Source organism: Kitasatospora sp. NPDC048239, assembly GCF_043202015.1.
Lineage (GTDB): Bacteria > Actinomycetota > Actinomycetes > Streptomycetales > Streptomycetaceae > Kitasatospora.
Map to the genome: position 1 here is coordinate 216045 of NZ_JBICZP010000001.1, position 26035 is coordinate 242079.

The 26035-nt window shown below is 72.9% G+C and carries 20 protein-coding genes and 1 tRNA gene; 11 read left to right on the forward strand and 10 right to left on the reverse strand.

Going from position 1 to position 26035, the window contains the following annotated elements; all coding sequences use genetic code 11:
* Nucleotides 1–134: 134 nt before the first annotated feature.
* The 5 genes from ACGFZP_RS00955 to ACGFZP_RS00975 form a co-directional block, all read right to left on the reverse strand.
* Entirely contained in the window at nucleotides 135–1394 is a 1260-nt protein-coding gene (locus ACGFZP_RS00955) for an acyltransferase (protein WP_392927244.1), read from the reverse strand.
* 30 nt (nucleotides 1395–1424) lie between these two features.
* Nucleotides 1425–2543 carry an alpha/beta hydrolase gene (locus ACGFZP_RS00960; protein ID WP_392927246.1) on the reverse strand — a complete coding sequence of 373 codons (1119 nt, stop codon included), beginning with the start codon at nucleotides 2541–2543 and terminating at the stop codon, nucleotides 1425–1427.
* Between the two features lie 121 nt (nucleotides 2544–2664).
* Entirely contained in the window at nucleotides 2665–3339 is a 675-nt protein-coding gene (locus ACGFZP_RS00965) for a response regulator (RefSeq protein ID WP_392927248.1), read from the reverse strand.
* Nucleotides 3336–4646: a sensor histidine kinase gene (locus ACGFZP_RS00970; RefSeq protein WP_392927250.1), complete on the reverse strand. Its 1311-nt coding sequence runs from the start codon at nucleotides 4644–4646 to the stop codon at nucleotides 3336–3338. Before ACGFZP_RS00970 ends, ACGFZP_RS00965 begins: the two co-directional genes overlap by 4 nt.
* A 108-nt stretch (nucleotides 4647–4754) precedes the next feature.
* Nucleotides 4755–5489: a TetR/AcrR family transcriptional regulator gene (locus tag ACGFZP_RS00975; RefSeq protein ID WP_392927251.1), complete on the reverse strand. Its 735-nt coding sequence runs from the start codon at nucleotides 5487–5489 to the stop codon at nucleotides 4755–4757.
* 175 nt (nucleotides 5490–5664) lie between these two features.
* Between ACGFZP_RS00975 and ACGFZP_RS00980 the strand changes: the two genes are divergently transcribed.
* Nucleotides 5665–7272, forward strand: coding sequence for an MFS transporter (locus ACGFZP_RS00980; protein ID WP_392927252.1), 1608 nt, complete (start codon nucleotides 5665–5667; stop codon nucleotides 7270–7272).
* 177 nt (nucleotides 7273–7449) lie between these two features.
* On the opposite strand, the gene aceE is transcribed toward ACGFZP_RS00980, so the two are convergent.
* On the reverse strand, nucleotides 7450–10200 hold the full coding sequence (aceE, locus tag ACGFZP_RS00985; RefSeq protein ID WP_392927254.1) for a pyruvate dehydrogenase (acetyl-transferring), homodimeric type: 2751 nt from the start codon (nucleotides 10198–10200) through the stop codon (nucleotides 7450–7452).
* Nucleotides 10201–10716: 516 nt separating this feature from the next.
* Here aceE and ACGFZP_RS00990 point away from each other — a divergent pair.
* From ACGFZP_RS00990 to ACGFZP_RS01010, 5 genes are all read left to right on the forward strand, one after another.
* Nucleotides 10717–11151: a DUF3052 domain-containing protein gene (locus tag ACGFZP_RS00990; protein WP_387939950.1), complete on the forward strand. Its 435-nt coding sequence runs from the start codon at nucleotides 10717–10719 to the stop codon at nucleotides 11149–11151.
* Nucleotides 11152–11380: 229 nt separating this feature from the next.
* Entirely contained in the window at nucleotides 11381–11839 is a 459-nt protein-coding gene (locus ACGFZP_RS00995; protein WP_392927256.1) for a peroxiredoxin, read from the forward strand.
* A gap of 272 nt (nucleotides 11840–12111) precedes the next feature.
* Complete coding sequence (locus tag ACGFZP_RS01000) at nucleotides 12112–12687, forward strand: TerD family protein (RefSeq protein ID WP_387939954.1); 576 nt, start codon at nucleotides 12112–12114, stop codon at nucleotides 12685–12687.
* A 230-nt stretch (nucleotides 12688–12917) separates the two neighbouring features.
* Nucleotides 12918–13493, forward strand: coding sequence for a TerD family protein (locus tag ACGFZP_RS01005; RefSeq protein WP_387939956.1), 576 nt, complete (start codon nucleotides 12918–12920; stop codon nucleotides 13491–13493).
* Between the two features lie 187 nt (nucleotides 13494–13680).
* Nucleotides 13681–14787: a DUF475 domain-containing protein gene (locus ACGFZP_RS01010; protein WP_392927258.1), complete on the forward strand. Its 1107-nt coding sequence runs from the start codon at nucleotides 13681–13683 to the stop codon at nucleotides 14785–14787.
* Between the two features lie 96 nt (nucleotides 14788–14883).
* Here ACGFZP_RS01010 and ACGFZP_RS01015 read toward each other — a convergent pair whose 3' ends face one another.
* On the reverse strand, nucleotides 14884–16047 hold the full coding sequence (locus ACGFZP_RS01015; protein WP_392927260.1) for a DUF2637 domain-containing protein: 1164 nt from the start codon (nucleotides 16045–16047) through the stop codon (nucleotides 14884–14886).
* A 472-nt stretch (nucleotides 16048–16519) separates the two neighbouring features.
* Here ACGFZP_RS01015 and ACGFZP_RS01020 point away from each other — a divergent pair, with 472 nt between their 5' ends.
* Nucleotides 16520–17266, forward strand: coding sequence for a Tellurium resistance (locus ACGFZP_RS01020; RefSeq protein ID WP_392927262.1), 747 nt, complete (start codon nucleotides 16520–16522; stop codon nucleotides 17264–17266).
* 79 nt (nucleotides 17267–17345) lie between these two features.
* Here ACGFZP_RS01020 and ACGFZP_RS01025 read toward each other — a convergent pair whose 3' ends face one another.
* Nucleotides 17346–18512: a TerD family protein gene (locus ACGFZP_RS01025; protein ID WP_392927263.1), complete on the reverse strand. Its 1167-nt coding sequence runs from the start codon at nucleotides 18510–18512 to the stop codon at nucleotides 17346–17348.
* Nucleotides 18513–18871: 359 nt separating this feature from the next.
* On the opposite strand from ACGFZP_RS01025, the gene ACGFZP_RS01030 reads away from it, so the two are divergent.
* The 3 genes from ACGFZP_RS01030 (at nucleotide 18872) to ACGFZP_RS01040 (ending at nucleotide 23549) form a co-directional block, all read left to right on the forward strand.
* Nucleotides 18872–20083, forward strand: coding sequence for an HpcH/HpaI aldolase/citrate lyase family protein (locus ACGFZP_RS01030; protein WP_392927266.1), 1212 nt, complete (start codon nucleotides 18872–18874; stop codon nucleotides 20081–20083).
* A 98-nt stretch (nucleotides 20084–20181) separates the two neighbouring features.
* Entirely contained in the window at nucleotides 20182–22695 is a 2514-nt protein-coding gene (locus ACGFZP_RS01035) for a phosphoribosyltransferase (RefSeq protein ID WP_392927268.1), read from the forward strand.
* Nucleotides 22696–22700: 5 nt separating this feature from the next.
* Entirely contained in the window at nucleotides 22701–23549 is an 849-nt protein-coding gene (locus tag ACGFZP_RS01040; RefSeq protein WP_392927270.1) for an HAD family hydrolase, read from the forward strand.
* A gap of 55 nt (nucleotides 23550–23604) precedes the next feature.
* Here the strand turns inward: ACGFZP_RS01040 and ACGFZP_RS01045 are convergent, their stop codons facing one another.
* Complete coding sequence (locus ACGFZP_RS01045) at nucleotides 23605–23823, reverse strand: zinc ribbon domain-containing protein (protein ID WP_392927272.1); 219 nt, start codon at nucleotides 23821–23823, stop codon at nucleotides 23605–23607.
* 119 nt (nucleotides 23824–23942) lie between these two features.
* Nucleotides 23943–25277, reverse strand: coding sequence for a hypothetical protein (locus ACGFZP_RS01050; RefSeq protein ID WP_392927273.1), 1335 nt, complete (start codon nucleotides 25275–25277; stop codon nucleotides 23943–23945).
* A 222-nt stretch (nucleotides 25278–25499) separates the two neighbouring features.
* Here ACGFZP_RS01050 and ACGFZP_RS01055 point away from each other — a divergent pair.
* Nucleotides 25500–25571 (forward strand) — tRNA-Val (locus ACGFZP_RS01055).
* Nucleotides 25572–26035: the final 464 nt, after the last annotated feature.

A 26035-nucleotide genomic window follows, 5' to 3' on the forward strand; every position in this document is an offset into this window, starting at 1 on the left:
GGCACACCGCGGGGGGGGGGGGGGGGCCGGCGCGCCCCCGGGGGGGGGGGGGGGGGGGGGGCCCCCCGGGGGGGGGGGGCCGTGGGCCCCGCGCCCCACCGGTCCTCACGCTCCGGCGCTCGCGCCCGCCCTGGTCACACCACCCCCAGCGCGTAGGCGGCGAAGAGCGCCGCCCCGGCACCGGCCACCGCCTTCCAGGTGCGGGAGACGGACGTCCACGGCCCGTCGAAACGGCGGGTGAACCACCCGATCGCGACCAGCGCGGCGCCGAACAGCGGAAGCAGCGCCAGCCGGGCGGCCACCCAGCCGAGCGAGTCGGGTGCGGTGGTCAGCCCCGGCACCGCGCCGAGGGTCGCGGCGCCGGGCACGGCGACCGCGAGCATGGCGCTCTGGTGCCAGCAGAAGATCGTCATCGCCGAGAGGTTCACCGCGACCACCGGCAGCCAGAGCAGCGGACGGCGCCTCAGCAGCCGCCCGAGCCGCTCGCGCAGCAGCACGGCCGCGCCGCACTGCACCGCCGCCAGGGCCGGCACCAGCAGGGACGGCGGGTGCGAGTTGGTCCGCTGCACCCCGGGCACGCCGACCATGCTGGCCGGGTAGTGGAAGACCAGCAGCAGGGCGGCGAACAGCGCGCCGCCGCCGAACAGCAGCAGCCGCGCACCCGGCCGGCCGAGCCGGCCCTGCGCCCAGAGCACCCCGAGCTGGTAGCCGAACAGCCAGCCCGGCAGGATGTTCAGCAGCGCGACCCAGGACGGCGCCGCGTCGGCCCACGGCCCGTACCGCAGCGCGTCGACCAGTGCGACGGCGGCCACCAGGGCGCCCGCCGACCAGCCGCGCAGCCGGCGGCCGGCCGCCATGCAGAGCGGGGTGAGCGCGGTCAGCCCCAGGTAGACGGCGATGTACCAGAGCGGCTGCACCACCAGCACCGAGCCGGTCCGCACGGTGTCGCCGGGGACGCCCAGCCGGCCCAGCAGCGGGATCAGTACCGCCCAGACGGCCGCCACCCCGAGCACCGGGCGCAGCAGTCGCACCGACCGGCCGCGCAGCCAGCCCGCCCAGGTCTCCCCCCTGGCCCTGGCCCGTTCCAGCGAGCGGACCGAGGAGTGGCCGCCGACCAGGAAGAAGACCCCGAGCATCTGGAGCACCCAGCTGAGCGGGGCGAAGAAGCCGAGCGAGGCGAGCGGGCTGGCGTTGTGCAGGGCGCCGTCGGCGGAGCGGGTGAGGCCGCCGAGCATCCAGTGGCCGAACGGCACGGCGAGCAGGGCGAGCGCGCGCAGGCCGTCCAGGGCGCGGTCGCGGGTCTCGGGGGTGCGGGCGTCGACCCGGGCGGCGGCGCGGCGCAGCGCGGTGAGGGGGCGGGCGGTGAGGGGGCGGGCGGTGCGGGGGTGGGCCATGGCGGTGCTCCTCGGGGGTGGTGGGTCGGGTCAGCGGCCGAGCGCGACGGCGGCGAAGGCGGCCAGGGACGCGGTGCCGGGGGCGAAGTAGCCGGTGTGGCCGTGCGAGCCGGTGGCGGGCAGCGGGCGGGCGCCGAAGCCGGGGCCGGTCGGGTCGGCGCCGTGGCCGAGGCCGAGCACCGAGACGTGGGGCACGTTGCCGATCCAGTCGGAGCCGTTGCGCGCGGTGGCCCAGAGCGGCACCCGGGGGTCGAGCTCGGCGGCCGAGCCGACGCCCATCCCGGGGGAGCCGAGCACCACCAGGCCGGAGGCCCGCGCGGGCCCGGGTGCGGCCAGCCCGCAGACCACCGAGCCGTAGCTGTGGCAGAACACCGTGGCGGGGGCGTCGGGGCGGGTGGTGACGGCGAGTCCGTCGAGCAGCCGGTCGAGCCGCCGGGCCCCGGCGCGGGCGAGGTCCTCGGTGGCGGCGTCCGGGCCGAGGCCGACCGGGGTGGTGTAGCCGGCCCAGGCGACCACGGCGGTTCCGCGGCCGGTGGCCTCGTACAGTGCGCGGGCCATCCCGGCCGGGGTGCCGTAGGGGTCGGCGGCCCGGTCGAAGCTCATCAGGTCGATGTCGGAGCCGGGGACGACCACCGCCGTGCGGGGTGCGGCGGCCAGGTCGCCGAACACCTCGGCGGCCTGGCCGCGGCCGCGCGGGTCGAAGGCGAGGATCTGCCGGCCGCCGTCGAGCAGGGTGCGGTAGCGCTCGGCGCGCTCGCGGGCGGCGGAGTGGTCCTGGGGGGTGAGCGCCGGGTCGGCGGCGCGGGCCAGCTGGTGACCGCGCTCCTCGGCGAGGGCCAGCGCGTTGGCGCGGTAGCGCAGCGGGACGGGGGCGCCGTCCAGGTTGCCGACCACCAGCGGGTGGCGGACGGCCAGCGCGTCCCGCTGGGCGGGCGGCAGGGCGGCGAAGAAGGCGGCCACCTCGGCGGGGGCGGCGGTGGCCGGGTCCGGCAGCCGGATGCCCAGGGTGGTGTCGGCCGTCCAGGCGGCGCTTCCGGGCGGCGGGCCGGTGACGGCCTGCTGGGTGCCGGCCGCCCAGCCGCCGGCGCCCAGTACCGCGGCGACGGCCAGTGCGACGGCGGCGACCGTCCTCCTCAGGCGCTGCTGCATGTCCGTTGTCTCCCTCGTCCGTGTGGTCCCGACGGAGAGGAAGGTAGAAATGCGGCGGCCCCGCGGGCGTCACACCGCGGGGCCAACTCCCGGGTGCTACCCGGGTATCAGAGGGGGGCCGTCACTGACCCGGGGTCACCAGGCCGGACTCGTAGGCGAGGACGACCGCCTGGGCGCGGTCGCGCAGGTCGAGCTTGGCGAGGATGCGCCCGATGTGGGTCTTGACGGTCTGTTCGGCGAGGACGAGTCCGGTGGCGATCTCCTGGTTGGACAGTCCGCGGGCGATCAGCTCCAGGACCTCGGTCTCGCGCGGGGTCAGCCCGTTGAGCCGCAGCCGAGGGTCCCGGCGGCGGGCGGGCCTGCTCCGGGCGAAGTCCTCGATCAGCCGGCGGGTCACCGAGGGGGCGAGCAGGGCCTCGCCGGCCGCGACCACCCGGACGGCGGCGATCAGGTCGGCCGGCGGTGCGTCCTTCAACAGGAAGCCGCTGGCCCCGGCGCGCAGCGCCTCGTACACGTAGTCGTCCAGGTCGAAGGTGGTCAGCATCAGCACCTTGGGGCGGTGGGCTCCGGGCACGGCCGGGTCGAGCAGCCGGCGGGTCGCCTCCAGGCCGTCCATGCCGGGCATCCGGACGTCCATCAGGACCACGTCCGGGTGGGTGCGGCCGCAGACCTCCAGGGCTTGTGCACCGTCCGCGGCGTCGCCCACCACGTCGATGTCGCTCTGGACGCCCAGCAGGGCCCCGAAGCCGGCCCTGACCATCGCCTGGTCGTCGACGATGATCACGCGGATGGTCATGGCGTTGTCTCCACAGGGGTGTCGAGCGGCAGGGCGGCGGCCACCTTGAAGCCGCCGTCGGGCAGCGGGCCGGTGTCCAGACTGCCATCCAGCAGGCGTACGCGTTCCCGCATTCCGACCAGGCCGTGGCCGGTGCCCTCGGCGGAGTCCTCCAGCGACGCGCGGCGCTCGGGCGGGGCGCCGTTCACCACGGTGACCAGCAGGACCGGGCCGTCGACGGCGAGCGAGACCCGGGCGGGCGCGCCGGGTGCGTGCCGGACGACGTTGGCCAGCGCCTCCTGGACGATCCGGTAGACGGAGAGGTCGACGGCCGGTGCCAGCGCGCCGTCGATCCCCGGCGGCATGGTCAGCTCGGCCGGGACCCCGGCCCGGCCGACCGTCTCGACCAGCTGGGCGAGTTGGCCGATGCCGGGCTGCGGGGCCGTCTCGGCGGCGGACTCCTCGCTGCGCAGCACGCCCAGCAGCCGCCGCATCTCGGTCAGCGACTCGCGGGCCGTCCCGGCGATGGCGGTGAACTCCTCGGCGGCCTCCGGTGGGACGCCGGTGATCCGGTAGGGCGCGCTGGCGGCCTGGACGGCGATCACCGACATGTGGTGGGCGACCACGTCGTGCAGCTCCCGGGCGATCCGGGCGCGCTCCTCCAGCAGGGTGCGCCGCTCGCGCTCGGCCTCGCTGATGTGCTCCTGCTCGGTGAGCAGCCGCTGGGCCTCGGCCCGCTCCCGCAAGGCCCCGCCGAGCACCAGGACGGCGCCGGTCAGCGCGATCGCCAGCACGCTGTTGTCGCCGCCCTCCCGGCTGCCGAGGCCGATCGCCGACAGGGTGAGGCTGCCGGCGGCGGTGGCCAGCCAGACCGCGATGAGGGTGCGCCGGGGCTCGCGGAGCGCGAGCGGCACCATCAGCATCAGGTAGCCGACGATGAGGGGGGCGGGCCAGGGCCAGCTGGCGGAGGACTCGCCGCCGGTGGTGAGGATCAGCAGGGCGGCCAGGGCGCCGGCGCCGCCGGTCGCCCACCAGGCGGGCAGCGGAAGGCTCGACGCGAACAGCAGTGGCGCGGTCTGCGCGAGGGCGAGGGGGGCGGCGAGCCCGGCGTCCAGCCCGTAGTCGCGGGTGAGGACGCTGATCGTGCTCGGCAGCAGCGAGCAGAACGCGCACAGCGCGAGCGCGTACGGCAGGTAGCGGACCCAGCGGCGGGAGGCGTGGGCCAGCAGCGGGGTGCGGTCGGCGGACGGGCTGGTGAGCGGGGCGAACAGGGCGAGCAGGGCGGGGAGTCGGCCGCCCCGGGCCGGCCCGGTGGGCGGATCGATCATCCGGTCAGCCTAGGTGCGCCGGGCCGCCCGGGCGTCGGACCGGGGAGGGGGATCGGCCGTAGTACCCCGGTATGACCCGGCGGCGCCCGGGGCCCCGGCGCGGGCCGCTCAGCGGCGCCAGTCGCCGGCCAGGGCGGGGCCGAGCTGGTCGAAGTGGCGTTCGATCAGCTCGATCATGCCCTCGGGGCCGGACTCCGCGCGGTCGGGCGTCCAGGAGAGGTGGGCGGAGCGCAGGACGGCGCCGAAGACGGCGGCCAGGACGGCGGGGCGCAGGTCCTCGGCCGGGTCCAGCCCCTCGCGGTCGGCGATCACCCGGGCCACCACCCGCTCCTGCTCGGTGACGCGGCGCAGGTGGGTGGCGAGCAGCGGCGGGGTGTTCTCGATGATCTGCATCAGCTCCAGCGCGCTGGTGATCGAGCCGCTCCCGCTCGGGTGGTCGGAGGCGAGGTCGCGCCAGGACTCGACGATCGCGGCGCGCAGGGCCCGCAGCGGGTTCTCCTCGGCGGGGCGCCGGCGCAGCCGCTCGATGAAGTAGTCCTCGGCGTCGGCCAGCACGGCGAGGGCGACCTCGTCCTTGTTGGCGAAGTAGCGGAAGAAGGTGCGCTGCGAGACGTCGACGGCGGCGGCGATCTCGTCCACGGTCGTCCGGGCGAAGCCCTGGCCGATGAACAGCTGGTGGGCGGCCTCGATCAGGGCGTCCCTGGTGCGCTGCTTCTTGCGTTCGCGCAGGCCGGGCGGCTGGGCGGCGGAGTGTCCGGAGGCCTCTGCGGCGGCGGGGGGAGCGGGCTGCGCGGCCATGGCGGGGGCCTTCCGGAGGGTGCTGCGGGCGGGGTGTCGGAGCACAACTGTAGCGTTCTGACAAATGTCAGACAGGGCCAGAAGTCAGTTCTTGCCGAATGTCAGTGGCTGACATAATCTGCCGGAAGTGGCGCCCGCCGGGCCGATGACTCGTGGGGACGGGTGGGCAGTGGGCGCCACGTCCACTTCCGATCTCTGCCACGCCCCCGGAGGGCCCCGGATGAGCCAGTCCGTCGTCAAGAGCGCCAAGGCGGGCCAGCCGCCGCGGCGCGATGAGCCAACCGCCGGGGGCCGCCTCCAGGGGCACCCCTGGCTGACCCTGCTGACCGTCGCGGTCGGCGTGATGATGGTCGCCCTCGACGGCACCATCGTCGCGATCGCCAACCCGGTCATCCAGGCCGACCTGAAGGCCGCGCCGTCCGAGATCCAGTGGGTGACCAGCGGCTACCTGCTGGCCCTCGCGGTCTTCCTGATCACCGCCGGCAAGATCGGTGACCGGTTCGGGCACAAGAACACCTTCCTGGTCGGCGCCGTCGGCTTCGCCGCCACCTCGGCCGCGATCGGCTTCGCCGGGAACATCCAGACGGTCATCGCCTTCCGGGTGCTCCAGGGCCTGTTCGGCGCGCTGCTCCAGCCGGCCGCGCTCGGCCTGCTGCGCGGGGCGTTCCCGGCCGAGCGGCTCAACATGGCGATCGGCATCTGGGGCGGGGTGATCGGCGCCTCCACCGCGGCCGGCCCGATCGTCGGCGGCCTGCTGGTCGAGCACGTCAGCTGGGAGTCGGTGTTCTTCATCAACATCCCGGTCGGCCTGATCGCGCTGCTCCTCGGACTTTGGATCCTCAGGGACGTCCGGGCCGAGAACGCCGCCAGGTCCTTCGACCTGCCCGGCATCGCGCTGCTCTCGGCGGCGATGTTCGCCCTGGTCTTCGGCATCATCAAGGCCCCCGAGTGGGGCTGGGCCGACGTCAACACGCTGCTCTTCCTGGGCGGCGCGGTGATCCTGATGACGGCCTTCGCGTTCTGGCAGCGGGTGGCCCGCGAGCCGCTGATCCCGCTCGGCCTGTTCCGCTCGGTGCCGCTGTCGGCGGGCACCCTGCTGATGGTGCTGATGGCCTTCTCGTTCTTCGGCGCGATCTTCTTCGTGACCTTCTACCTGCAGAACGTCCACGGGCTTTCGCCGGTCTCGGCCGGTGTCCACCTGCTGCCGATGACCGGAATGATGATCGTCGGCTCGCCGGTGGCCGGCCTGGCGATCGGCAGGCTGGGCCCGCGGATCCCGATCGTGGCGGGCATGCTGATCACCACGGTGGCGATGTTCGGGATGTCCACCCTGGACGCGGGCTCCGGCGGCGGCGTGATGTCGCTCTGGTTCGTGCTGATGGGCCTGGGCATCAGCCCGGTCATGGTCGGCGCCACCGAGGTGATCGTCGGCAACGCCCCGCTGGAGCTGTCCGGTGTGGCGGGCGGCCTGCAGCAGGCCGCGATGCAGGTCGGCGGCAGCCTGGGCACCGCCGTTCTGGGCGCGCTGATGGCCGCCAAGGTCACCGACGTGCTGCCCGGCAACTGGGCCGGGGCCGGGCTGCCGCCGGTCGAGGCCTCCCAGGTCGAGGGCCTCAACCAGGCCGCCCAGCTGGGCATCGCCCCGCCCGCCCCGGCCGGCACCCCGCAGCAGGCGGTGGACGCGATGGCCGGCGCCGTCCACGACTCCTTCGTCAGCGGCATGTCGCTCGCCTTCGCGGTGGCCGCCGTGGTGGCCTTCGGCGCCGCGCTGCTCGGCCTGCTCACCCGCCGGGGCAGCACGGACGCCGGCCCGGCCGTGCACATCTGAGCACCGCGCACCGCCCGGGCGGCCCCGGCTCCACTCAGGGAGTCCGGGGCCGCCTGCTGTCCGGGCCCGGGCCCGGACGAGCCCTGAACGCCCGTGGCCGGGCGAACCGGACCGCGGAACCCCGAAGGGCCCGGCCTCCGTGACGGAGGCCGGGCCCTTCGGTACCAGTCGGACCGGTCAGGCGTCGCCGCCGGCGGCGCCCGGGTCGGCCGCCGCCACGTCCAGCAGCTGGTAGCGGTCGATCGCCTCCTTCAGCGCGCTGCGGTCGATCTTGCCCTGCTTGGCGAGCTCGGTGAGCACGCCAAGGACGACCGACTGCGCGTCGATGTGGAAGAAGCGGCGGGCCGCGCCACGGGTGTCGGCGAAGCCGAAGCCGTCGGCGCCCAGGGACTGGTACTGGCCCGGCACCCAGCGCGAGATCTGGTCCGGCACGGCGCGCATCCAGTCGGACACGGCGACGAACGGGCCCTCGGCGCCCTGGAGCTTCTGCGTCACGAAGGGGACGCGCTGCGGCTCCTCCGGGTGCAGCAGGTTGAACTCCTCGGCCTCCACCGCGTCGCGGCGCAGCTCGTTCCAGGAGGTCGCGGACCAGACGTCGGCCTTGACGTTCCACTGCTCGGCGAGGATGCGCTGGGCCTCCAGGGCCCACGGCACCGCCACGCCGGAGGCGAGGATCTGGGCCGGGATCTGGCCGGCGGTCGCCGGGGCGTACCGGTGCAGACCCTTGAGGATGCCCTCGACGTCGACGTTCTCCGGCTCGGCCGGCATCTTGATCGGCTCGTTGTAGACGGTCATGTAGTAGAACACGTCCTCGCCGTGCGGGTGCTCGGCGCTGGAGCCGTACATCCGCCGCAGACCGTCCTGGACGATGTGCGCGATCTCGAAGCCGTACGCGGGGTCGTACGCGACGACGCCCGGGTTGGTCGAGGCCAGCAGGTGCGAGTGGCCGTCGGCGTGCTGCAGGCCCTCACCCGTCAGGGTGGTGCGGCCGGCGGTGGCGCCGATCACGAAGCCGCGCGCCAGCTGGTCGGCCATCTGCCAGAACTGGTCGCCGGTGCGCTGGAACCCGAACATCGAGTAGAAGACGTACACCGGGATCAGCGGCTCGCCGTGGGTCGCGTAGGACGACCCGGCGGCGATCAGCGAGGCGGTGCAGCCGGCCTCGGAGATGCCGTCGTGCAGCATCTGGCCGCTCGGCGACTCCTTGTAGGCGAGCAGCAGATCGCGGTCGACCGACTCGTAGGTCTGGCCGAGCGGGTTGTAGATCTTCGCCGACGGGAAGAGCGAGTCCATGCCGAAGGTGCGGTACTCGTCGGGCGCGATCGGCACGAAGCGGTTGCCGATGCCCTTGTCGCGCATCAGGTCCTTGAGCACCCGGACGAACGCCATGGTGGTGGCGATGGTCTGGTTGCCGGAGCCCTTCTTGACCGCCTTGTACGCGTCGTCGCCCGGGAGCTCCAGCTTGCGCGGCCGCACCTTGCGGGTCGGCACGTAGCCGCCCAGCTCCTTGCGGCGGTCGTGCATGTACTGGATCTCCTCCGAGTCACGGCCCGGGTGGTAGTAGGGCGGGTAGCCCTCCTCCAGCTGCTTGTCCGTGATCGGCAGGTGCAGGCGGTCGCGGAAGCGCTTCAGGTCCTCGACCGTCAGCTTCTTCATCTGGTGCGTCGCGTTGCGGCCCTCGAAGTTGGGGCCCAGCGTCCAGCCCTTGACCGTCTGGGCGAGGATGACCGTCGGCTGGCCCTGGTGCTCGCGGGCCGCCTTGAACGCCGCGTAGACCTTGGCGTGGTCGTGGCCGCCGCGGCCCAGGTGCTGGATCTGCTGGTCGGTCATCGACTCGACCATCTTGCGCAGCCGCAGGTCGCCGCCGAAGAAGTTCTCGCGGATGTACGCGCCGGTCTCGGTCGCGTAGGTCTGGAACTGGCCGTCCACCGTGGTGTTCAGCTTGTTCACCAGGACGCCGTCGCGGTCCTGCGCGAGCAGCGGGTCCCAGCTGCGGTCCCAGACCAGCTTGATCACGTTCCAGCCGGCGCCCCGGAACTGGGACTCCAGCTCCTGGATGATCTTGCCGTTGCCGCGGACCGGGCCGTCCAGGCGCTGCAGGTTGCAGTTGACCACGAAGGTCAGGTTGTCCAGGCCCTCACGGGCGGCCAGCGACAGCTGGCCCAGCGACTCGGGCTCGTCCATCTCGCCGTCGCCGAGGAAGGCGTAGACGTGCGAGTCGGAGGTGTCCTTGATGCCCCGGTGCTCCAGGTAGCGGTTCATCCGGGCCTGGTAGATCGCGCCGAGCGGGCCGAGGCCCATCGAGACGGTCGGGAACTCCCAGAAGTCCGGCATCAGCCGCGGGTGCGGGTAGCTGGAGAGGCCGTACGGGGCCTTCGACTTCTCCTGGCGGAAGGCGTCGAGCTGCTGCTCGGACAGTCGGTCCAGGAGGAAGGCGCGGGCGTAGATGCCGGGGGAGGCGTGGCCCTGGAAGAAGATCTGGTCGCCGGACTCGCCCTCGGCGTCCTTGCCGCGGAAGAAGTAGTTGAAGCCCACGTCGTACAGCGACGCGGAGGAGGCGAAGGTGGCGATGTGGCCGCCCACGCCGATGCCGGGCCGCTGGGCCCGGGAGACCATGACGGCCGCGTTCCAGCGGGTCGCGTTGAGGACCTTGCGCTCGATCTCCTCGTTGCCGGGGAAGAAGGGCTCGTCCTTGGTCGCGATGGTGTTGACGTAGTCCGTGCTGCGCATCTCGGGCACGGCGACGCGCTTCTCGCGGGCGCGCTCGATCAGGCGGAGCATCAGGTAGCGGGCGCGCTCGCGCCCCCGCTCGTCGATGGCCGCGTCAAGCGACTCCAGCCATTCCGCGGTCTCCTCGGGATCGAAGTCCGGGACCTGACTCGGAAGGCCGCCAATGATGATCGGGTTGCGATCGGATCCGGAAGCCACGCTGTTCCTTCACTGTCGGTCGAAACTGAGGTGTGTCGCGCCGCCTCCATCGTGCTACCGCGCTCGGAGATCCGTCATCTCTACCGATCGGTAACCATTCCGCCTGGTGGGCGGTACGGTCTGGCGGTGAGCGGTTCAGGCGCCGTCGCCTGTACCGCGCACCCCCGGGTGTTACGAACAGAGGTGGTCCGACCTGGTTGCCCGACCGTCCGATGGCGGGCGGTCGGGGTGAGGGCCAACAGGAGACTCTACGCCCGCGCACGCGCGGACCCGAATGCCGTTCGCATCTCGGGCACACGTACGCCCTGTGGGCCGGGACCACCCGAAGCATCCTTGTCTTACGCAGAGAAGGGCAAATCGGTGTGATTCGCGACACATCGACCGGCGTGTCCCTCTGTGGCACGTCAACCTTTGGGGGGGATCGGGGGTCGGGTACTTGCGCGAACCGCCGCGCCCGTGTGGACTACGGCCACAGCCTCGGCATGGATGCCGGGCCGAATACTGGAGGTTATTCCCGTGAGCGCGACCGCGGACCCCGCGGACAAGTCCAACCCGGCGCACCGTCTCGGTTTCGAGAAGGACCAGATCATCCAGGAGCTGGGGTACGACGAAGACACTGACCAGGAACTCCGCGAGGGCATCGAGGAGCTCACCGGGACGGATCTCGTCGACGAGGACTACGACGACGTCGCCGACGCCGTCCTGCTGTGGCACCGCGACGACGACGGGGATCTCACCGACGCCCTCGTCGACGCCCTGGAGTACCTGGCGGAGGGCGGCCTGATCTGGCTGCTGACGCCCAAGACGGGTCGGGACGGCCATATCGAGGCCTCCGACATCGCGGACGCGGCCAAGACCGCCGGTCTCTCGCAGACCAGCTCGATCGCCGTCGCCAAGGACTGGGCCGCCACTCGTCTGGCCACCAAGGCCGCGAAGGCGGGCAAGCGCTGAGCACCCTGTGAAAGCCCCGGCCGGGCCCCGCTGGACGAACCTCCAGCGGGGCCCGGCCGCTTTCCGTTCCCGTTTGGACTCGCTGACCAGGGCGGCGTTCGCCGAGGGCGAAAGCGGGGGGTCCGAGCCCCCCGGCCTCACCCATCCGGCCGAATCGGCCCCGACGAATGCGAGGATGACGCTCGCCGCGCCCGTCGCGCGGCACTGTCGCGTCAGAAAGGTCCCACTCATGGCCATCGAGGTCGGCACCCAGGCTCCGGACTTCGAGCTGAAGAACCAGCACGGCGAGCTGGTCAGGCTCTCCGACTTCCAGGGCAGCAAGAACGTCGTCCTGGTCTTCTACCCGTTCTCCTTCACGGGTGTCTGCACCGGCGAGGTCTGCGCGATCCAGAAGGAGCTGCCGCAGCTGCAGAACGACGAGGTGCAGGTGCTCGGCATCTCCAACGACTCGCCGTTCACCCAGCGGGTCTTCGCCGACCAGGAGGGCCTGGACTACCCGCTGCTCTCCGACTTCTGGCCGCACGGCGAGGTCTCCCGGGCCTACGGCGTCTTCAACGAGGAGAAGGGCTGCGCGGTGCGCGGCACCTTCGTGATCGACAAGGCCGGCACGGTCCGCTGGAGCGTGGTCAACGACCTGCCGGACGCCCGGGACGAGCAGGAGTACCTGAAGGTCCTCGGCGCGCTCTGAGGCCCCGTGCAGCCCGCGTACGGCCCCTCGGGGCGGCGCGGGCGGGCACGGGAGAGGCCCGGGAGGGCCTGTGGGGCCCCTGGGCCCGGCGGTGCCGGGAATCGATCACGGAGATTCGAACAGGCACGCCGGGCCCGTTCCCTGCCCAGGACGGGAACCCGGCACTACGATCGGTCCGTTGGCTGGTCAGAGGCTCGGCGGCAATCGCCGGCCGGCGCCTCGGACCGCACCACGGGGGCACCAGGGCGTGCCTCCCGATTCTTGGAGGACCAGTGGGTGTCAGCCTGAGCAAGGGCGGCAATGTCTCCCTCACCAAGGAGGCCCCCGGCCTGACCGCCGTGATCGTCGGCCTTGGCTGGGACGTTCGCACCACCACCGGCACGGATTTCGACCTGGACGCCAGCGCCCTGCTCTGCAACGACCAGGGCCGCGTCGGCGCGGACGGCAACTTCGTCTTCTTCAACAACCTGACGAGCCCGGACGGCTCGGTCGAGCACACCGGCGACAACCTCACCGGTGAGGGCGAGGGCGACGACGAGCAGATCAAGGTCAACCTGGCCGGCGTCCCGGCCGACGTCGCCAAGATCGTCTTCCCGGTGTCGATCTACGACGCCGAGAACCGGACGCAGAACTTCGGCCAGGTCCGCAACGCGTTCATCCGCGTGGTGAACCAGGCGGACAACAAGGAGCTGGCCCGCTACGACCTCTCCGAGGACGCCTCCACCGAGACGGCCATGGTCTTCGGCGAGCTCTACCGCAACGGCGCCGAGTGGAAGTTCCGTGCCATCGGCCAGGGCTACGCCTCCGGCCTGCGCGGCATCGCCCAGGACTTCGGCGTCAACGTCTGATCCTCGGGTACGGGCCCGTGGCGGCCTGACGGGACACCACCCGGGCCGGGGCGGCCGCGGACGCGATGCGTCGGCGGCCGCCCCGGCTTCGTGCTGCCCGGGTGCGGCGCGGGTCCGACGCACTGGGAGGATAGGAGTTCAGGAAGTTCAGCCGGTCGGAAGAGGCCGGACGGGGCCACGGGGGCATACACCTGAGATGCGCTCCGGGACGCAAGGGAGGAAGGACAGCCATGAGTGTCACGCTCGCCAAGGGCGGAAACGTCTCGCTCACCAAGGCCGCGCCGAATCTGACGCAGGTGCAGATCGGCCTCGGCTGGGACGCCCGCTCGACCACGGGTGCGCCGTTCGACCTCGACGCGAGCGCCCTGCTCTGCGGGGGAGGCCGGGTGCTCGGTGACGAGTACTTCGTCTTCTACAACAACCTCACGAGCCCCGAGGGCTCGGTCGAGCACCAGGGCGACAACCTCACCGGCGACGGCGACGGCGACGACGAGGTCGTCCTGGTCAACCTGGACCTCGTGCCGGCCCAGGTGGACAAGGTGGTCTTCGCGGTGTCGATCTACGACGCCGAGACGCGGCTGCAGAACTTCGGCCAGGTGCGCAACGCCTACATCCGGGTGGTCAACTCGGTGGACGGGCAGGAGATCGCCCGCTACGACCTGACCGAGGACGCCTCCAGCGAGACCGCCATGATCTTCGGCGAGCTGTACCGCTACGCGGGGGAGTGGAAGTTCCGCGCGGTGGGCCAGGGCTACGCCTCCGGCCTGCGGGGCATTGCCCTCGATTTCGGCGTAAACGTACAGTAAAGGCCCGGACGTCACACATATTGAGCAGTGGGCAGTGCGGGGGTGACCTGACCGGGCCGGGCCCGGTCAGGGCGTCTCAGGACGCCGCCGCTACGACGCCGTGAGAACTCCGCGAGAACCTCGCGAGAACACTCGCAACGACGCCGCACCCGCGGCACGCCCTGAACCTGAAAGGTAACCAAGTCCCGTGTTCCTCCGCACATTCGGCTGGTCATTCGCGATCACCGTCATCGGCCTGATCGCAGCCGGCCTGCTCTGGGGAGCCGAGGGATTCGGCATCGTGCTGATCCTCTCCGTCCTGGAGATCTCCCTCTCGTTCGACAACGCGGTGGTCAACGCCACGGTGTTGAAGCGGATGAACCCGTACTGGCAGAAGATCTTCCTCACCGTCGGCGTGCTGATCGCCGTCTTCGGTATGCGCCTGATCTTCCCGCTGCTGGTCGTCGGCCTCACCGCGCACCTCAGCCCGGCGACGGTCATCGACCTCGCGCTCAACTCCGACAACACGTACAACGGCTCCACGTACGCCCAGTACCTGGAGGCGGCCAACCCGGCCATCGCGGCCTTCGGCGGCGTGTTCCTGCTGATGATCTTCCTCGACTTCATCTTCGAGGAGAAGGACTACAACTGGCTGGCCTGGATCGAGCGCCCGCTGGAGAAGGTCGGCAAGCTGGAGGCCTTCTCCTCGGTGGTCGCGCTGGTCTCGCTCTGCCTGGCCGCCAACTTCTTCGCCGACGGGCACGCCGAGACCGTGCTGCTCTCCGGCATCCTCGGCCTGGTCACCTACCTCGCCGTGAACGGCCTGTCCTCGATCTTCGAGGCCGGGCTGGAGGAGGAGGCCGAGGAGGAGGAGAAGGCCGAGAAGAGCGGCAAGTCGATCGTCCAGGTCGGCGGGAAGGCCGCGTTCTTCCTCTTCCTCTACCTGGAGGTCCTGGACGCGTCGTTCTCCTTCGACGGCGTGGTCGGCGCGTTCGCCATCACCAGTGACATCTTCATGATCACGCTGGGCCTCGGCATCGGCGCCATGTACATCCGCTCGCTGACCGTCTTCCTGGTCCGCAAGGGCACCCTGGACGACTACGTCTACCTGGAGCACGGCGCGCACTACGCGATCGGCGCGCTCTCGGTGATCCTGCTGGTCGGCATCAAGTACCACATCCCGGAGATGGTCACCGGCCTGATCGGGGTCGCCTTCATCGGCCTGGCCCTGGGGTCCTCGATCCTCCGCAACCGCCGTGAGACCGCCGGGGGCGGGGACGGCGAGGAGAAGGAACTGGTGAGCGCGGGCGAGTAGTTTCCGCCCGCCCCGCCGGCGAACACACGTGAACGGCCGCCCCCGGATCCCCGGGGGCGGCCGTTCACGTGTATCGGGGCGCTTGCGCTCCGGTGGTTAGCCGAGCTGCTGCTCGATGGCGCGCAGCTTGCGCTCCAGCGAGTCCAGCTTCGGCATCGACAGCGTGTCGTCGTCGGCCGTCAGGTCGATCGTCGAGCTGCGGTACGAGCTGCCGTAGGTGCTGCTGTAGGAGGAGCTGCTGTAGGAGGACTCCGAGGAGCCGCTGCCGGTGGAGCTGCCGGAGGAGGAGCCGACGGCGGCGCGCGGGCGGCGGCCGGCCTCCAGTGCGCTCAGCGAGGCGGCGGCCTCCAGCTCGGGGGCCTGGGAGTTCGCGGAGGCGGTATCGGCCTCGGCGGCTAGGGCAGGCTCCGTAGCGTTCGGGCCGTCTCCGGCAGCGGTGAGAGCGGGCACCTGGCGGCCGCCGCGGGCGCGGGCGAGCACGCCGCCCTGGCGGGAGATGGCCTTGAGCTCGGCGCGCTCGCGGCGGTCGGCACTGCGGGCCCGCAGCTTCGCGGCCTCCTTGGCCTGGCGCTCCTCGCGCACCTCCTCGACCGCCTCGTCCAGGCTGCGGACGTTCTCCAGCAGCATCAGCGACCAGGCCGCGTAGGTCTCGCGCGGGGCGCGCAGCCAGCGGACGATGCGGATCTGCGGCAGCGGGCGCGGCACCAGGCCCTGCTCGCGCAGGGCGGCCTTGCGGGTCTGCTTCAGCGCGCGGTCGAACAGGATCGCCGCCGAGATGGACATGCCGGAGAAGAACTCGGGGGCGCCGTCGTGGGACAGGCCGCGCGGGGCGTGCACCCAGTTGAACCAGGCCGAGGCGACCGCGAAGACCCAGACCAGCAGGCGCGAACCGAGCGCCGCGTCACCGTGGCTGGCCTCGCGCACGGCGAGCACCGAGCAGAACATCGCCGCGCCGTCCAGGCCGAACGGGACGAGGTACTCCCAGCCGTTGGACAGGCCCAGGTTCTCCTTGCCGAAGCCCACCAGGCCGTGGAACGACAGTGCGGCCGCGACGCCGGCGCAGCAGAACAGCAGGACGTAGGAGGAGATCCCGTAGATCATCTCCTTGCGCCGGCGGCGCTCCTCGCTGCGCTCCCAGGAGTCGCCCGACTCCTCGGCCTTGGTGTTCTTGAAGCGCAGGGTCGCCACCAGGATGGCGGTGAACAGCAGGGCTGCGCCGCCGATGACGGTCCAGACCAGCTGTATGGAGGTCAGGTTCATTGCGGGTCGGGCCTCGGGTTTCCGCAGGGGACAGGTCACAGTGCGAGACAGGCGGTCAGGTCGCAGGGCAGGGAGCGAGCCTGACGGTGCGTCGTTGCCGCCGGGCGCGCCCACCGCGCCCGGGCAGGGCGGACGGGACACCTGTGCGGCTAGACGATATCGCGTCCGAAGGGGCGGCATCGTACGGGAGCGGGGCTCGGGCCCGCCAATCGACCCGCCGACGGCTCGGGCGGGCACTTTGGTGGCGGCTTCGGTGCCGGTTCTGGTATCGGCTTCGGTGGTGGCTTGGGTGGTCGTTTCGCGGTGGCTCAGCCGGTGGCTCAGATGGTGGCTTCGGTGGGCGTCCGCGGGGGCCGGTCGGTGTCCCGTCCACCTGGATGGGTAGGGAAGTTGGGTACCCGGCGGGTGGCCTGATGCCCGATCATGGAGCGGCGGACCGTCGGACCGACCGGCGGCCGCGGGGGAGGACTGGATGGCCTCGATTTGGGAGTACCTGCGCGGGGAGCGGAACACCCTCGACCCCGGCGGTCAGCACAAGATCACGCTCACCAAGTCGGCCCCGCACTACGCCATCACCGGGGCCGCGGCCACCACCGGCTTCCTGTACGTCAACCTGCACTGGACCGCCCGCGTCTCGGCTCCCGGGCCGACCGCGCGGGAGACGCTCAAGCGCTGGTTCAGCCCGCGGATCCTGAGCCCGATGGAGCCGGACTCCTACCAGAGCGCGCAGGTCAACGTGGACCTCGACCTGGCCTGCATGTACGAACTGGCCGACGGCACCCGGGGGGTGGTGCAGCCGCTCGGCGGCTTCTTCGGCGATCTGCAGCGCGCGCCGTACGTCAAGCTCAGCGGCGACGACCAGTACGGGGCGCCCTCCGGCGAGACGATGTACGTCAACCTGGAGAAGAAGGACCAGTTCAAGCGGCTGCTGATCTTCGTCTACATCTACGACGGCACGCCCGCCTTCGAGCAGGCCAACGCGGTGGTGACGATCGTGCCGCAGACCGGTCCGCGGATCGAGATCAAGCTGGAGGAGCGGGCCGCGGCCGCGCGGTCCTGCGCGGTGGTGCTGATCGAGAACGACGGGGACAACCAGCTGACGGTGCGCCGCGAGGTGCGGTACGTCAACGGCTTCCAGGCGGACATCGACCGGCTGTACGGCTTCGGGATGCAGTGGCAGCGCGGCTACAAGGGCGGGCCGGGGGGAGGGTCGGACTAGCCGCGTCGGGGTTGGCCCCGGCCCTGGGGCGGGGGGTTCCTTGCGGTCCGCGGCGGTCCGCGGCGGTCTGCGGCTGGTCCTAGCGGGGCTGGAACTGCGGGCCCTGCGGGGGCAGCGCGAACTCCTCGGTGCCGGTCGCGCCCTGGGCGGCCTGGACCGGCTGCTGCTGGGGCGGCTGCGGGGCCTGGGGCTGTTGGGCCTGGGCCTGCTGCTGGGCGGTGTTCGGCGGCGGGTAGCCGTACCCGGACTGCTGCGGCGCCTGCGGCGGGTAGCCGTACCCGGCGGCCGACTGCTGGTACGGCTGCTGCTGCGACTGGGCCTGCGGGTAGCCGGGGTGCTGGGCCTGCGGAGGGTAGCCGTAGCCGCCCGCCTGCTGGGGCTGGTTCTGCGGCTGCCGCGGGGGGTACCCGTACCCCGGCTGCTGGGCCGGCGGCGCCTGGGGTGCGGGCGGGATGGCCGGCGGCACGGTCGGCGGTGCCGGCGGGGGCGGGGGAGTGCTGGTGGGTACGGCGGCCACCGGTGCGACGGCCGGCGCGGCCGTGGGCGGCAGCGGGACGGCGGGTGCCAGGGTGAAGGTCCCGGGCTCGGGGCGCTGGGCCGGGCGCGGGTCCGGCATGGCGGCGGCGCGCGGGTCCACGGCCTGGGTGGCCTGCGGGGCGGGCTGGAGGGCCGCGTCGGAGGTCTGCCCGCCCTCGGCGGAGTCCTCGACGGTGATGCCGAAGTCGGTGGCCAGGCCGATCAGCCCGGAGGCGTAGCCCTGGCCGACCGCCCGGAACTTCCAGGCGCCGGCGCGACGGTAGAGCTCACCCGCGACCAGGGCGGTGACCTCGTCGGCCTCCAGCATGGCGAACTCGGCGATGGCCGGCCCGCCCTCGCCGCCGGCGGCGTCGTAGAGCAGGACCCGCAGGCCCGTCACGGCGCGGAACGAGCCGCCCTCGGAGGAGCCGGCCAGCACCACCCGGTCGACCTCGGCGGGCAGCTTGCCGAGCTCCACCTCCACGGTGTCGGCGATCTCGGCCCCGCCGGCCGTTTGCTGCTTGGGCAGGTGGCGCACCAGGCCGGAGGGGTGCCGCGGCTGGTTGTAGAAGACGAAGTCGGTATCGGAGCGGACCCTGCCGTCCGTGCCGAGCAGTAGCGCGGACGCGTCCACGTCCGGCGCGCCGGGCGTCGCGCTCCAGCGCAGCACGGCGCGGACCGCCGCCACCGGCAGTGCGATGTTGGCGCCCTTGGCCATCACGTGCGTCATAGCCGACCATCCTGCCTGTTCGCCACCCCTTCGGACAACGTGACCGAAGGTGGTGGAACGGTGGGGGACTTTGCCAACGCTTGCGCTTTGTGAAGCGGACGGTAACCTTCCGAGAATTCGATGTTTCGGAACCGCGTTCGACCAGGTGTCGTCCGTACGATGGGCGGCGAGAGGGCCCGGGGGGTTTGTCGGGGGGTGGAGGAGCAGCGCGCACCCGGGAACCACCCGCCCCGTGGACCGGTTAGTCCTTGTGATGTGCGAGCCCGGGAGTGATGACGCTCCGTACCCGCATACCCCGTACCGGGCCTGCGTACCCGCACCCCCGCCGCCCGGCGGCCGCACCCCCAGAGGAGAGCACCATGCGCCATTTCGGCCACCTCGCCGACGACGTACGCGGCCGGCTCTTCCTCGAACAGCCGCGGGCGTTCTCCGCGGAGAGCGGGGCGGCGGTCCTCTCCACGGCACTCGGAGCGACCCTCTACAGCCCCGCGACCCGGGCCACCCTGGCGGTCGACATCCGCAAGCAGGCCGCCCGGGGCGTCGTCTCCATGGTGCTCTGCCTGGAGGACGCGATCGCCGACCACGAGGTGCCCGCCGCCGAGGCCAATCTGGTCGCACAGCTCGGAGAGCTTCACGAGGAGGTCGCAGGAGGCCTTTCCGGTGGCGATATCTCCATCGATTGCACACATGATCTGCCCCTTCTCTTCATAAGGGTTCGTGCGGCCTCCCAGATCACCGATCTCACCGCCCGGCTCGGCCCGGCGATCGGCCTGCTCACCGGCTTCGTCCTGCCGAAGTTCACCGAGGAGAGCGGCGGCGGGTTCCTGGAGGCGCTGGCCGCCGCCGAGGCCGCCACCGGTCGGCGGCTGTTCGCCATGCCCGTCCTGGAGTCCCCCGAACTGGCCCACCTGGAGACCAGGCGCGAGCAGCTGTTCGGCGTCTCCCGGCTGCTCGACAAGTACCGCGAGCGGGTCCTCGCCGTCCGCCTCGGCGTCACCGACCTCTGCTCCGCGTACGGCCTGCGCCGCTCGCCCGACCTCACCGCGTACGACGTCGCCCTGGTCGCGGCCGTGATCGGGGACGTGGTCAACGTGCTCGGCCGGGCCGACGGCACCGGGTACACCATCACCGGGCCGGTCTGGGAATACTTCCCCGTCCAGGAGCGGATGTTCAAGCCGCAGCTGCGCCGCACCCCGTTCGCCGAGGCGGAGCCGTCCGGGGAGGCCGTCCGCCAGCGGATCATCGAGCACGACCTGGACGGGCTGATCCGCGAGATAGAGCTCGACCGCGCCAACGGACTGCTCGGCAAGACCTGCATCCACCCCAGCCACGTCCCCGCCGTGCACGCCCTCTCGGTGGTCACGCACGAGGAGTACAGCGACGCGCGCGACATCCTCGACCAGGAGCGCGGCGGGGGAGGGGTGCTCCGTTCGGCGTACACCAACAAGATGAACGAGGCCAAGCCGCACCGGGCCTGGGCGGAGCGGGTGATGCTGCGCGCCGAGGTGTTCGGGGTGGCCCGGGAGGACGTCAGCTTCGCGGAGCTGCTCTCGGCCTGCCTCTGCGGGTGAGGGGCCGGGGGCCCCTTCACCGCATCGCCTGGACCGCACCGCACCGCTTCGTATGGACCGCATTGCACCGCATCGCACCACCGAAAGTTGGACCAGCAGTGACAGCACAGCAAGAGTGGACCGGCCGCTGGGTGGCCGAGCGGGCCGGCGTCGGTCTGACCGGCTCCGACCGGCTCCCCGAACTGGTCGGCCTGGCCCTGCGGGAGAACCCGAAGCGGGCCCACCTGCTGGTCTCCAACGTGCTCGGCAAGCACGTCCCGCAGCGCCCGTCCGTGGTCCACGGCGCCGGACTGGAGCTCGGCCGCCGGGTGCGCGAACTGCTCGGTGAGGAGGCGGCCGCACGCGCCGTGGTACTCGGGTACGCGGAGACCGCCACCGGCCTCGGCCACAGCGTCGCCGACGGCCTGGACGCCCCCTGCCTGCACTCCACCCGCCGCCCGGTGGCGGGCGTCGCCCCGCTCGGGGGCTTCGAGGAGGAGCACTCGCACGCCACCTCCCACCTGCTGCTGCCCGCCCACCCGCGCCTGGTCGAACTCCTCACCGGGGACGGCCCGTTGGTGCTGGTGGACGACGAGTTCTCGACCGGCAACACCGTCCTCAACACCATCCGCGCCCTGCACGCCCGCCACCCGCGCGGCCACTACGTGGTCGTCGCCCTGGTCGACCTGCGCGACGAGCGGGACCGCACCCGCCTGGTCGACCTCGCCGCCGAACTCGGCACCCGGGTCGACCTGGTGGCCACCGCCGCAGGCGGCGTCAAGCTGCCCGCGGACATCCTGGCCCGGGCGCAGCGGCTGATCGCCGAGGCCGGGCCGGCCCCCGAGCCGCCCGCCGCCGCGCCCGCCCCGCTGGCGCGGGTGGAGCTGGCCTGGCCGACCGGACTGCCGGACGGCGGGCGGCACGGGTTCACCACCGCGCACCGGGCCGCGCTGGACTCCGCCCTCCCCGACCTGGCCGAGCAGGTCGCAGGGCAGCTGGCCGGCGGGGAGGAGCGGATCCTGGTCCTCGGCTTCGAGGAGCTGATGTACGCGCCGCTGCGCCTGGCCGGGGCACTGGCCGACCGGCTCGGCGAGGAGCGGGTCCGCTACTCCACCACCACCCGCTCGCCCGTCCTCGCGGTGGACGACCCCGGCTACGCCATCCGCACCCGGCTCTCCTTCCCGGCGCACGACGACCCGCAGGACCAGGCCTCGCGCGAGCGCTTCGCCTACAACGTGGCCCCCGGCGCCGACCCGGCCCGCCGCTTCGACGCCGTCGTGCTGGTGGTCGACGACGCCGCGGACACGCCCGCCCTGCACGAGGGGGAGCGGGCCCTGCTGACCCAGCTGCGGCAGGTCACCGACCGGGTGGTGCTCGCGGTGCTGCCCTCGCACCGGCCTGCCGGCCCGGCTGCCGGCCCAGCTGCCGGCCTGACTGCCGTGGCGCCGGGTGGTCCGGTTGCCGGTTCGGCTGCTGGCTCGGCTGCCGGTCTGCCGTCGCCGCTGTACGGGCCGGCGTTCTCCTCCTACCGCCCCGAGGAGGTGGCCTGGCTGCTCAAGGACCTCTCCGACGTCCCGCTGGAGGCCCCCACCGAGGAGCGCGAGGAGGCCGTCCAGAGCGGCGGCGCCCACTACGCCGAGTCCCTGCCGGTCGAGTACCAGCCCAGCCCCGAGTACCAGGAGCTGTTCCACCAGGCCCTGCGGGTCTCCGCCCGCCGGATCGCGCTCGCCGTCGGCACCGTCGCCGAGACCCTGCTGCGCGAGCGCGGCCCCGGCGTGGTGCTCGCCTCGCTGGCGCGGGCCGGTACGCCCGTCGGCGTCCTGATCCGCCGCTGGCTCGCCTTCGCGCACGGGCTGGACACCCCGCACTACGCCGTCTCGATCATCCGGGGCCGGGGCATCGACCCCGTCGCGGTGCGCTACCTGGACGCCCACCACCACGCCCCCGACGTGGTCTTCGTCGACGGCTGGACCGGCAAGGGCGCCATCACCCGCGAACTCGCCGCCGCCCTCGCCGGATCGGCGTTCAACCCGGAGCTGGCCGTCCTCGCCGACCCCGGCCGCTGCGTGCGCACCTACGGCACCCGGGACGACTTCCTGATCCCCTCCGCCTGCCTCAACTCCACCGTCTCCGGCCTGGTCTCGCGCACCGTGCTGCGGGCCGACCTGATCGGCCCGGACGACTTCCACGGTGCCAAGCACTACACCGACCTGGCCGGCGGGGACGTCTCCGGCGCCTTCCTGGACACCGTCGCCGACCACTTCGCCCAGGTCCGGGACGAGGCGCAGGCCGCCGCCGAACTGGCCGCCGCCGCCGACCGCACCCCCGACTGGGCCGGCTGGGCCGCCGTCGAGCGGATCAGCGCCGAGTACGGCATCGACGACGTCAACCTGGTCAAGCCCGGCGTCGGCGAGACCACCCGGGTCATGCTGCGCCGCGTCCCGTGGAAGGTCCTGGCCCGCCGCGGCACCGGAGCCGACCTCGACCACGTCCGCCTGCTCGCCGCCCAGCGCGGCGTCCCCGTCGAGGAGGTGGACGACCTGCCGTACTCCTGCGTCGGCCTGATCCACCCCCGCTACAGTCGGGGAGCGACCGGTGCCTCCGGCACAGCCGTCCTGGTGAAGGAGTCCTGAGCCCGATGAATGGTTTCCTGGTCGCGAGCGACCTCGACCGCACCCTGATCTACTCCAACCGCGCACTCGCGCTGGACGTGCCCGACCGGCTCGCCCCGCGGCTGCTCTCGGTCGAGGTGCACGACGGCAAGGCGCTCTCGTTCATGACCGAGCAGGCCGCCGCCCTGCTGGTCGAGCTCGCCCGCGAGGCCGTCCTCGTCCCCGCCACCACCCGGACCAGGACGCAGTACGAGCGCGTCAACCTGCCCGGCCCGACGCCCGGCTGGGTACCGTCGTACGCGATCTGCAGCAACGGCGGGCAGCTCATCGTGGACGGCGTCCCGGACGAGGACTGGCGCACCGAGGTGCGCGGCCGGCTGGCCACCGCCTCCGTGCCGCTGACCGAGGTGGTCGAGCACCTGGCCCTGTGCGCCGACCCGGAGTGGACCCACAAGCGCCGGGTCGCCGACGACCTCTTCGCCTACCTGGTCGTCGAGCGCGCCGAGCTGCCGGCCGGCTGGCTCGACGAGCTCACCGGCTGGTGTGCCGAGCGCGGCTGGACGGTCTCGCTCCAGGGCCGCAAGGTGTACGCCGTGCCGGCGCCGCTGAGCAAGAGCGCCGCCCTGGCCGAGGTCGAACGGCGGGTCGGCGGCTGTACCGTGCTGGCCGCCGGCGACTCGCTGCTCGACGCGGACCTGCTGCTCGCCGCGGACGCCGGCTGGCGGCCCGGGCACGGCGAACTCGCCGACGGCGGCTGGACCGCCCCCGGCGTCACCGCCCTCGACCAGGTGGGGGTGGCGGCCGGGGAGGAGATCGTCCGCCGCTTCCTGGACCGGGTGCGGGCGGGAGTGCCGGTAGCGGCCGAGCTGGGGTAGGGGTTGGGGCTGGGGCCTGGGGTTGTTGAGTGGAGGACCCCGGGCCGGTCGCGGCTCAGCCGCAGCAGCCGCCTCCGCAGCAGCCCCCGCCGGACGGGGCCTGCTGCGGGGCGCCGCCTCCGGAGGCGGCGCCGGTGACGGCGACGGCCGACAGCAGCTTCACGGTGTCCTCGTGCCCCTGCGGGCACACCGCCGGGTCGTTGGCCTGCGCCATCTGGCGGCGGAGTTCAAAGGTGGCTCCGCAGGAGCGGCAGCGGAAGTCGTAGCGTGGCATACCCCGCAGCGTACCCAGCGCGGTGGCCGGCCGCGCACGGTTGTGGGCGCGGGCCGTGCTCGGGCGTGCTTGGGTGTGCGTGCTCGGGTGCGATCGGGCCGGGCACGGCGGGTCACGGTTCAGTGGTGGCTGCCGAGGTCCCCCCGGATCAGCCCCACCACCCGCGCCGCCGTCTCCCGCACCTCGGCCAGCTCGGTCAGGAAGTGCCAGTAGTCGGGGTGCCGCCCGGCCGCCTCCAGCTCCGCCACCGCCCGGTCCAGCCGTCCCACCGCCGCGTCCAGCGGACCGGCGTGCCGAGGGTCCGGCGCCTGCCGTCCGGCCATCGCGAGCCGCTGGGCGTCCCGCAGGGCGAAACGGGTCCGCTCGATCTCCCGGTTCGGGTCGTGCTGCACCTCGTTCAGCTGCCGCAACCGCTCGTTCACCGCGACCACCGAGCCGTCCGCCGTGTCCAGCAGGGCGCGCACCGTACCGATCGCGCCGGTCGCGTCCGCCCAGCGCTGCTCATCGCGCGCCCGCGCCGCCTCGGCCAGCTTCTGCTCGGCCGCGCGCCCGGTCTCCGCCACCTGGTCCGGCACCCGCTGGAGGTCCTGCCAGCACGCCGTGCTGAACCGGCGACGCAGCTCGCTCAGCGCCGGCTCCACCGTGCCCGCCTTGGTCTCCAGCGCCTGGATCCGGGTCCGCAGACTCGCCACCCGCCGGTCGATCTCCCGTGCCCGCTCCGGCAGTTGCTCCGCATCCGCGGCGATCGCCTGGGCGCGCTCCCTCACGTTCTCCGCCCGCTGCAGCGTGCCCGCCACCCCGTGCTTGGCCGCGCCCTCGTTCAGCCGCCCCAGCTCCGGGGCCAGCTCCGCCAGCCGCGCCGCCAGGTCGTCCGCCCGCAGCCCGGCCCCGCGCACCGCGTCCAGCGCGTTCGTCGCCGCCAGCAGCGCACGCTTCGCCTGCTCCACCGCGGGCGTCACCCGCATCAGCTGCGACTCCGCGTGGTCCAGCGTCGGCTGCAACCGCCGGAGGAAGTCGCCCAACTCCGCCTGCGCCGCCCCGAGCTGCCCCTTCACGTCCTCCAGCTGGTGCCGGGCCCGCGCCGCCGCACCGGACTCCAGCTCCTCGGCGTCCAGGTCGTGCGCGTCCAGCGCGGCCAGATAGTTCACCGTCACCTGGTCGACCCGGCCGGAGATCGCCTGGAAGTCCGCCAGCGCCCGCCGCGCCGCCGCGCCGTCCTCGGCGGCCCGCACCGTCTCCACCGCCAGCTGTACCTCCCGCTGCGCGGAGTCCAGCTCGTAGAACGCCTGCTGCGCCGCGTCCCGGGCCGCCTTGGCGTCCGCCCGCATGCCCTCGCCGCCGCGCCTGCCCCACCAGCCCCCGCCACGCCCACCGCCGGCACCGCCGAACGCCGCCGCCCCCGCGGCCCCCAGCGCCCCCGCGACCACCAGCGGCAGCACCAGCGCCTCGGCCACTGCACCCCCCGGCCACCGCCGCCCCCGCCCGATCCCGCCGGCCACCCTCACTGCGCGCTCCCTGCTCCGACCGTTTGATCCACCCCCATTCTTCCCGATCACCCCACCCGACCGGCACCCCCACCCACCCCACCCCGTCCCACTCCCCGACCACCTGCGCCACACCACCCGCCGGACCAGGTACTCTAGGCAGTCGTCGTGCCCCCACCAGGCCGCGACAGGGGGCGCGTAGCTCAGTGGTAGAGCGCTGCTCTTACAAAGCAGATGTCGGCGGTTCGAAACCGTCCGCGCCCACAGATGAGAAGGGCCAGTTCGGAGGAGTGATCCTCACGAACTGGCCCTCGGTCGTTTCCGGGGTCTCAGTCGGGCTGCGCCGCTGGTGTGCTGGATGCCCCGGGCGCAGGGAAGCACTGGGCCCGCCAGGACGGGCCGCCTTGGCCCCTTGGCTCCTTGGCTCCTTGGCTCCTTGAGCGTGCAGCCGTGCCGGTGAAGCAGGTCGAGGATGTTGCGCCGCAGATCAGTACGGCAGAGCGCTGGTCGTCACGGGTCTCCTCCTGCATCTGCGGAGGAGGGCCCGGGCGGTACTGCGTCGGCACACCCATAGTCAGCAATTGAATTCAGGCAGTGGCGAATCCGTGGTGCTGGGATGGCCGGCGTCGCGCAAGGGGGAATGGTTGCATCTGACGCTGCCGCAGAGGATCGTAGACAATGTACTCAAGAATCAAGGGATGATCAGCCGGCATCGATCGAGCCCTAGG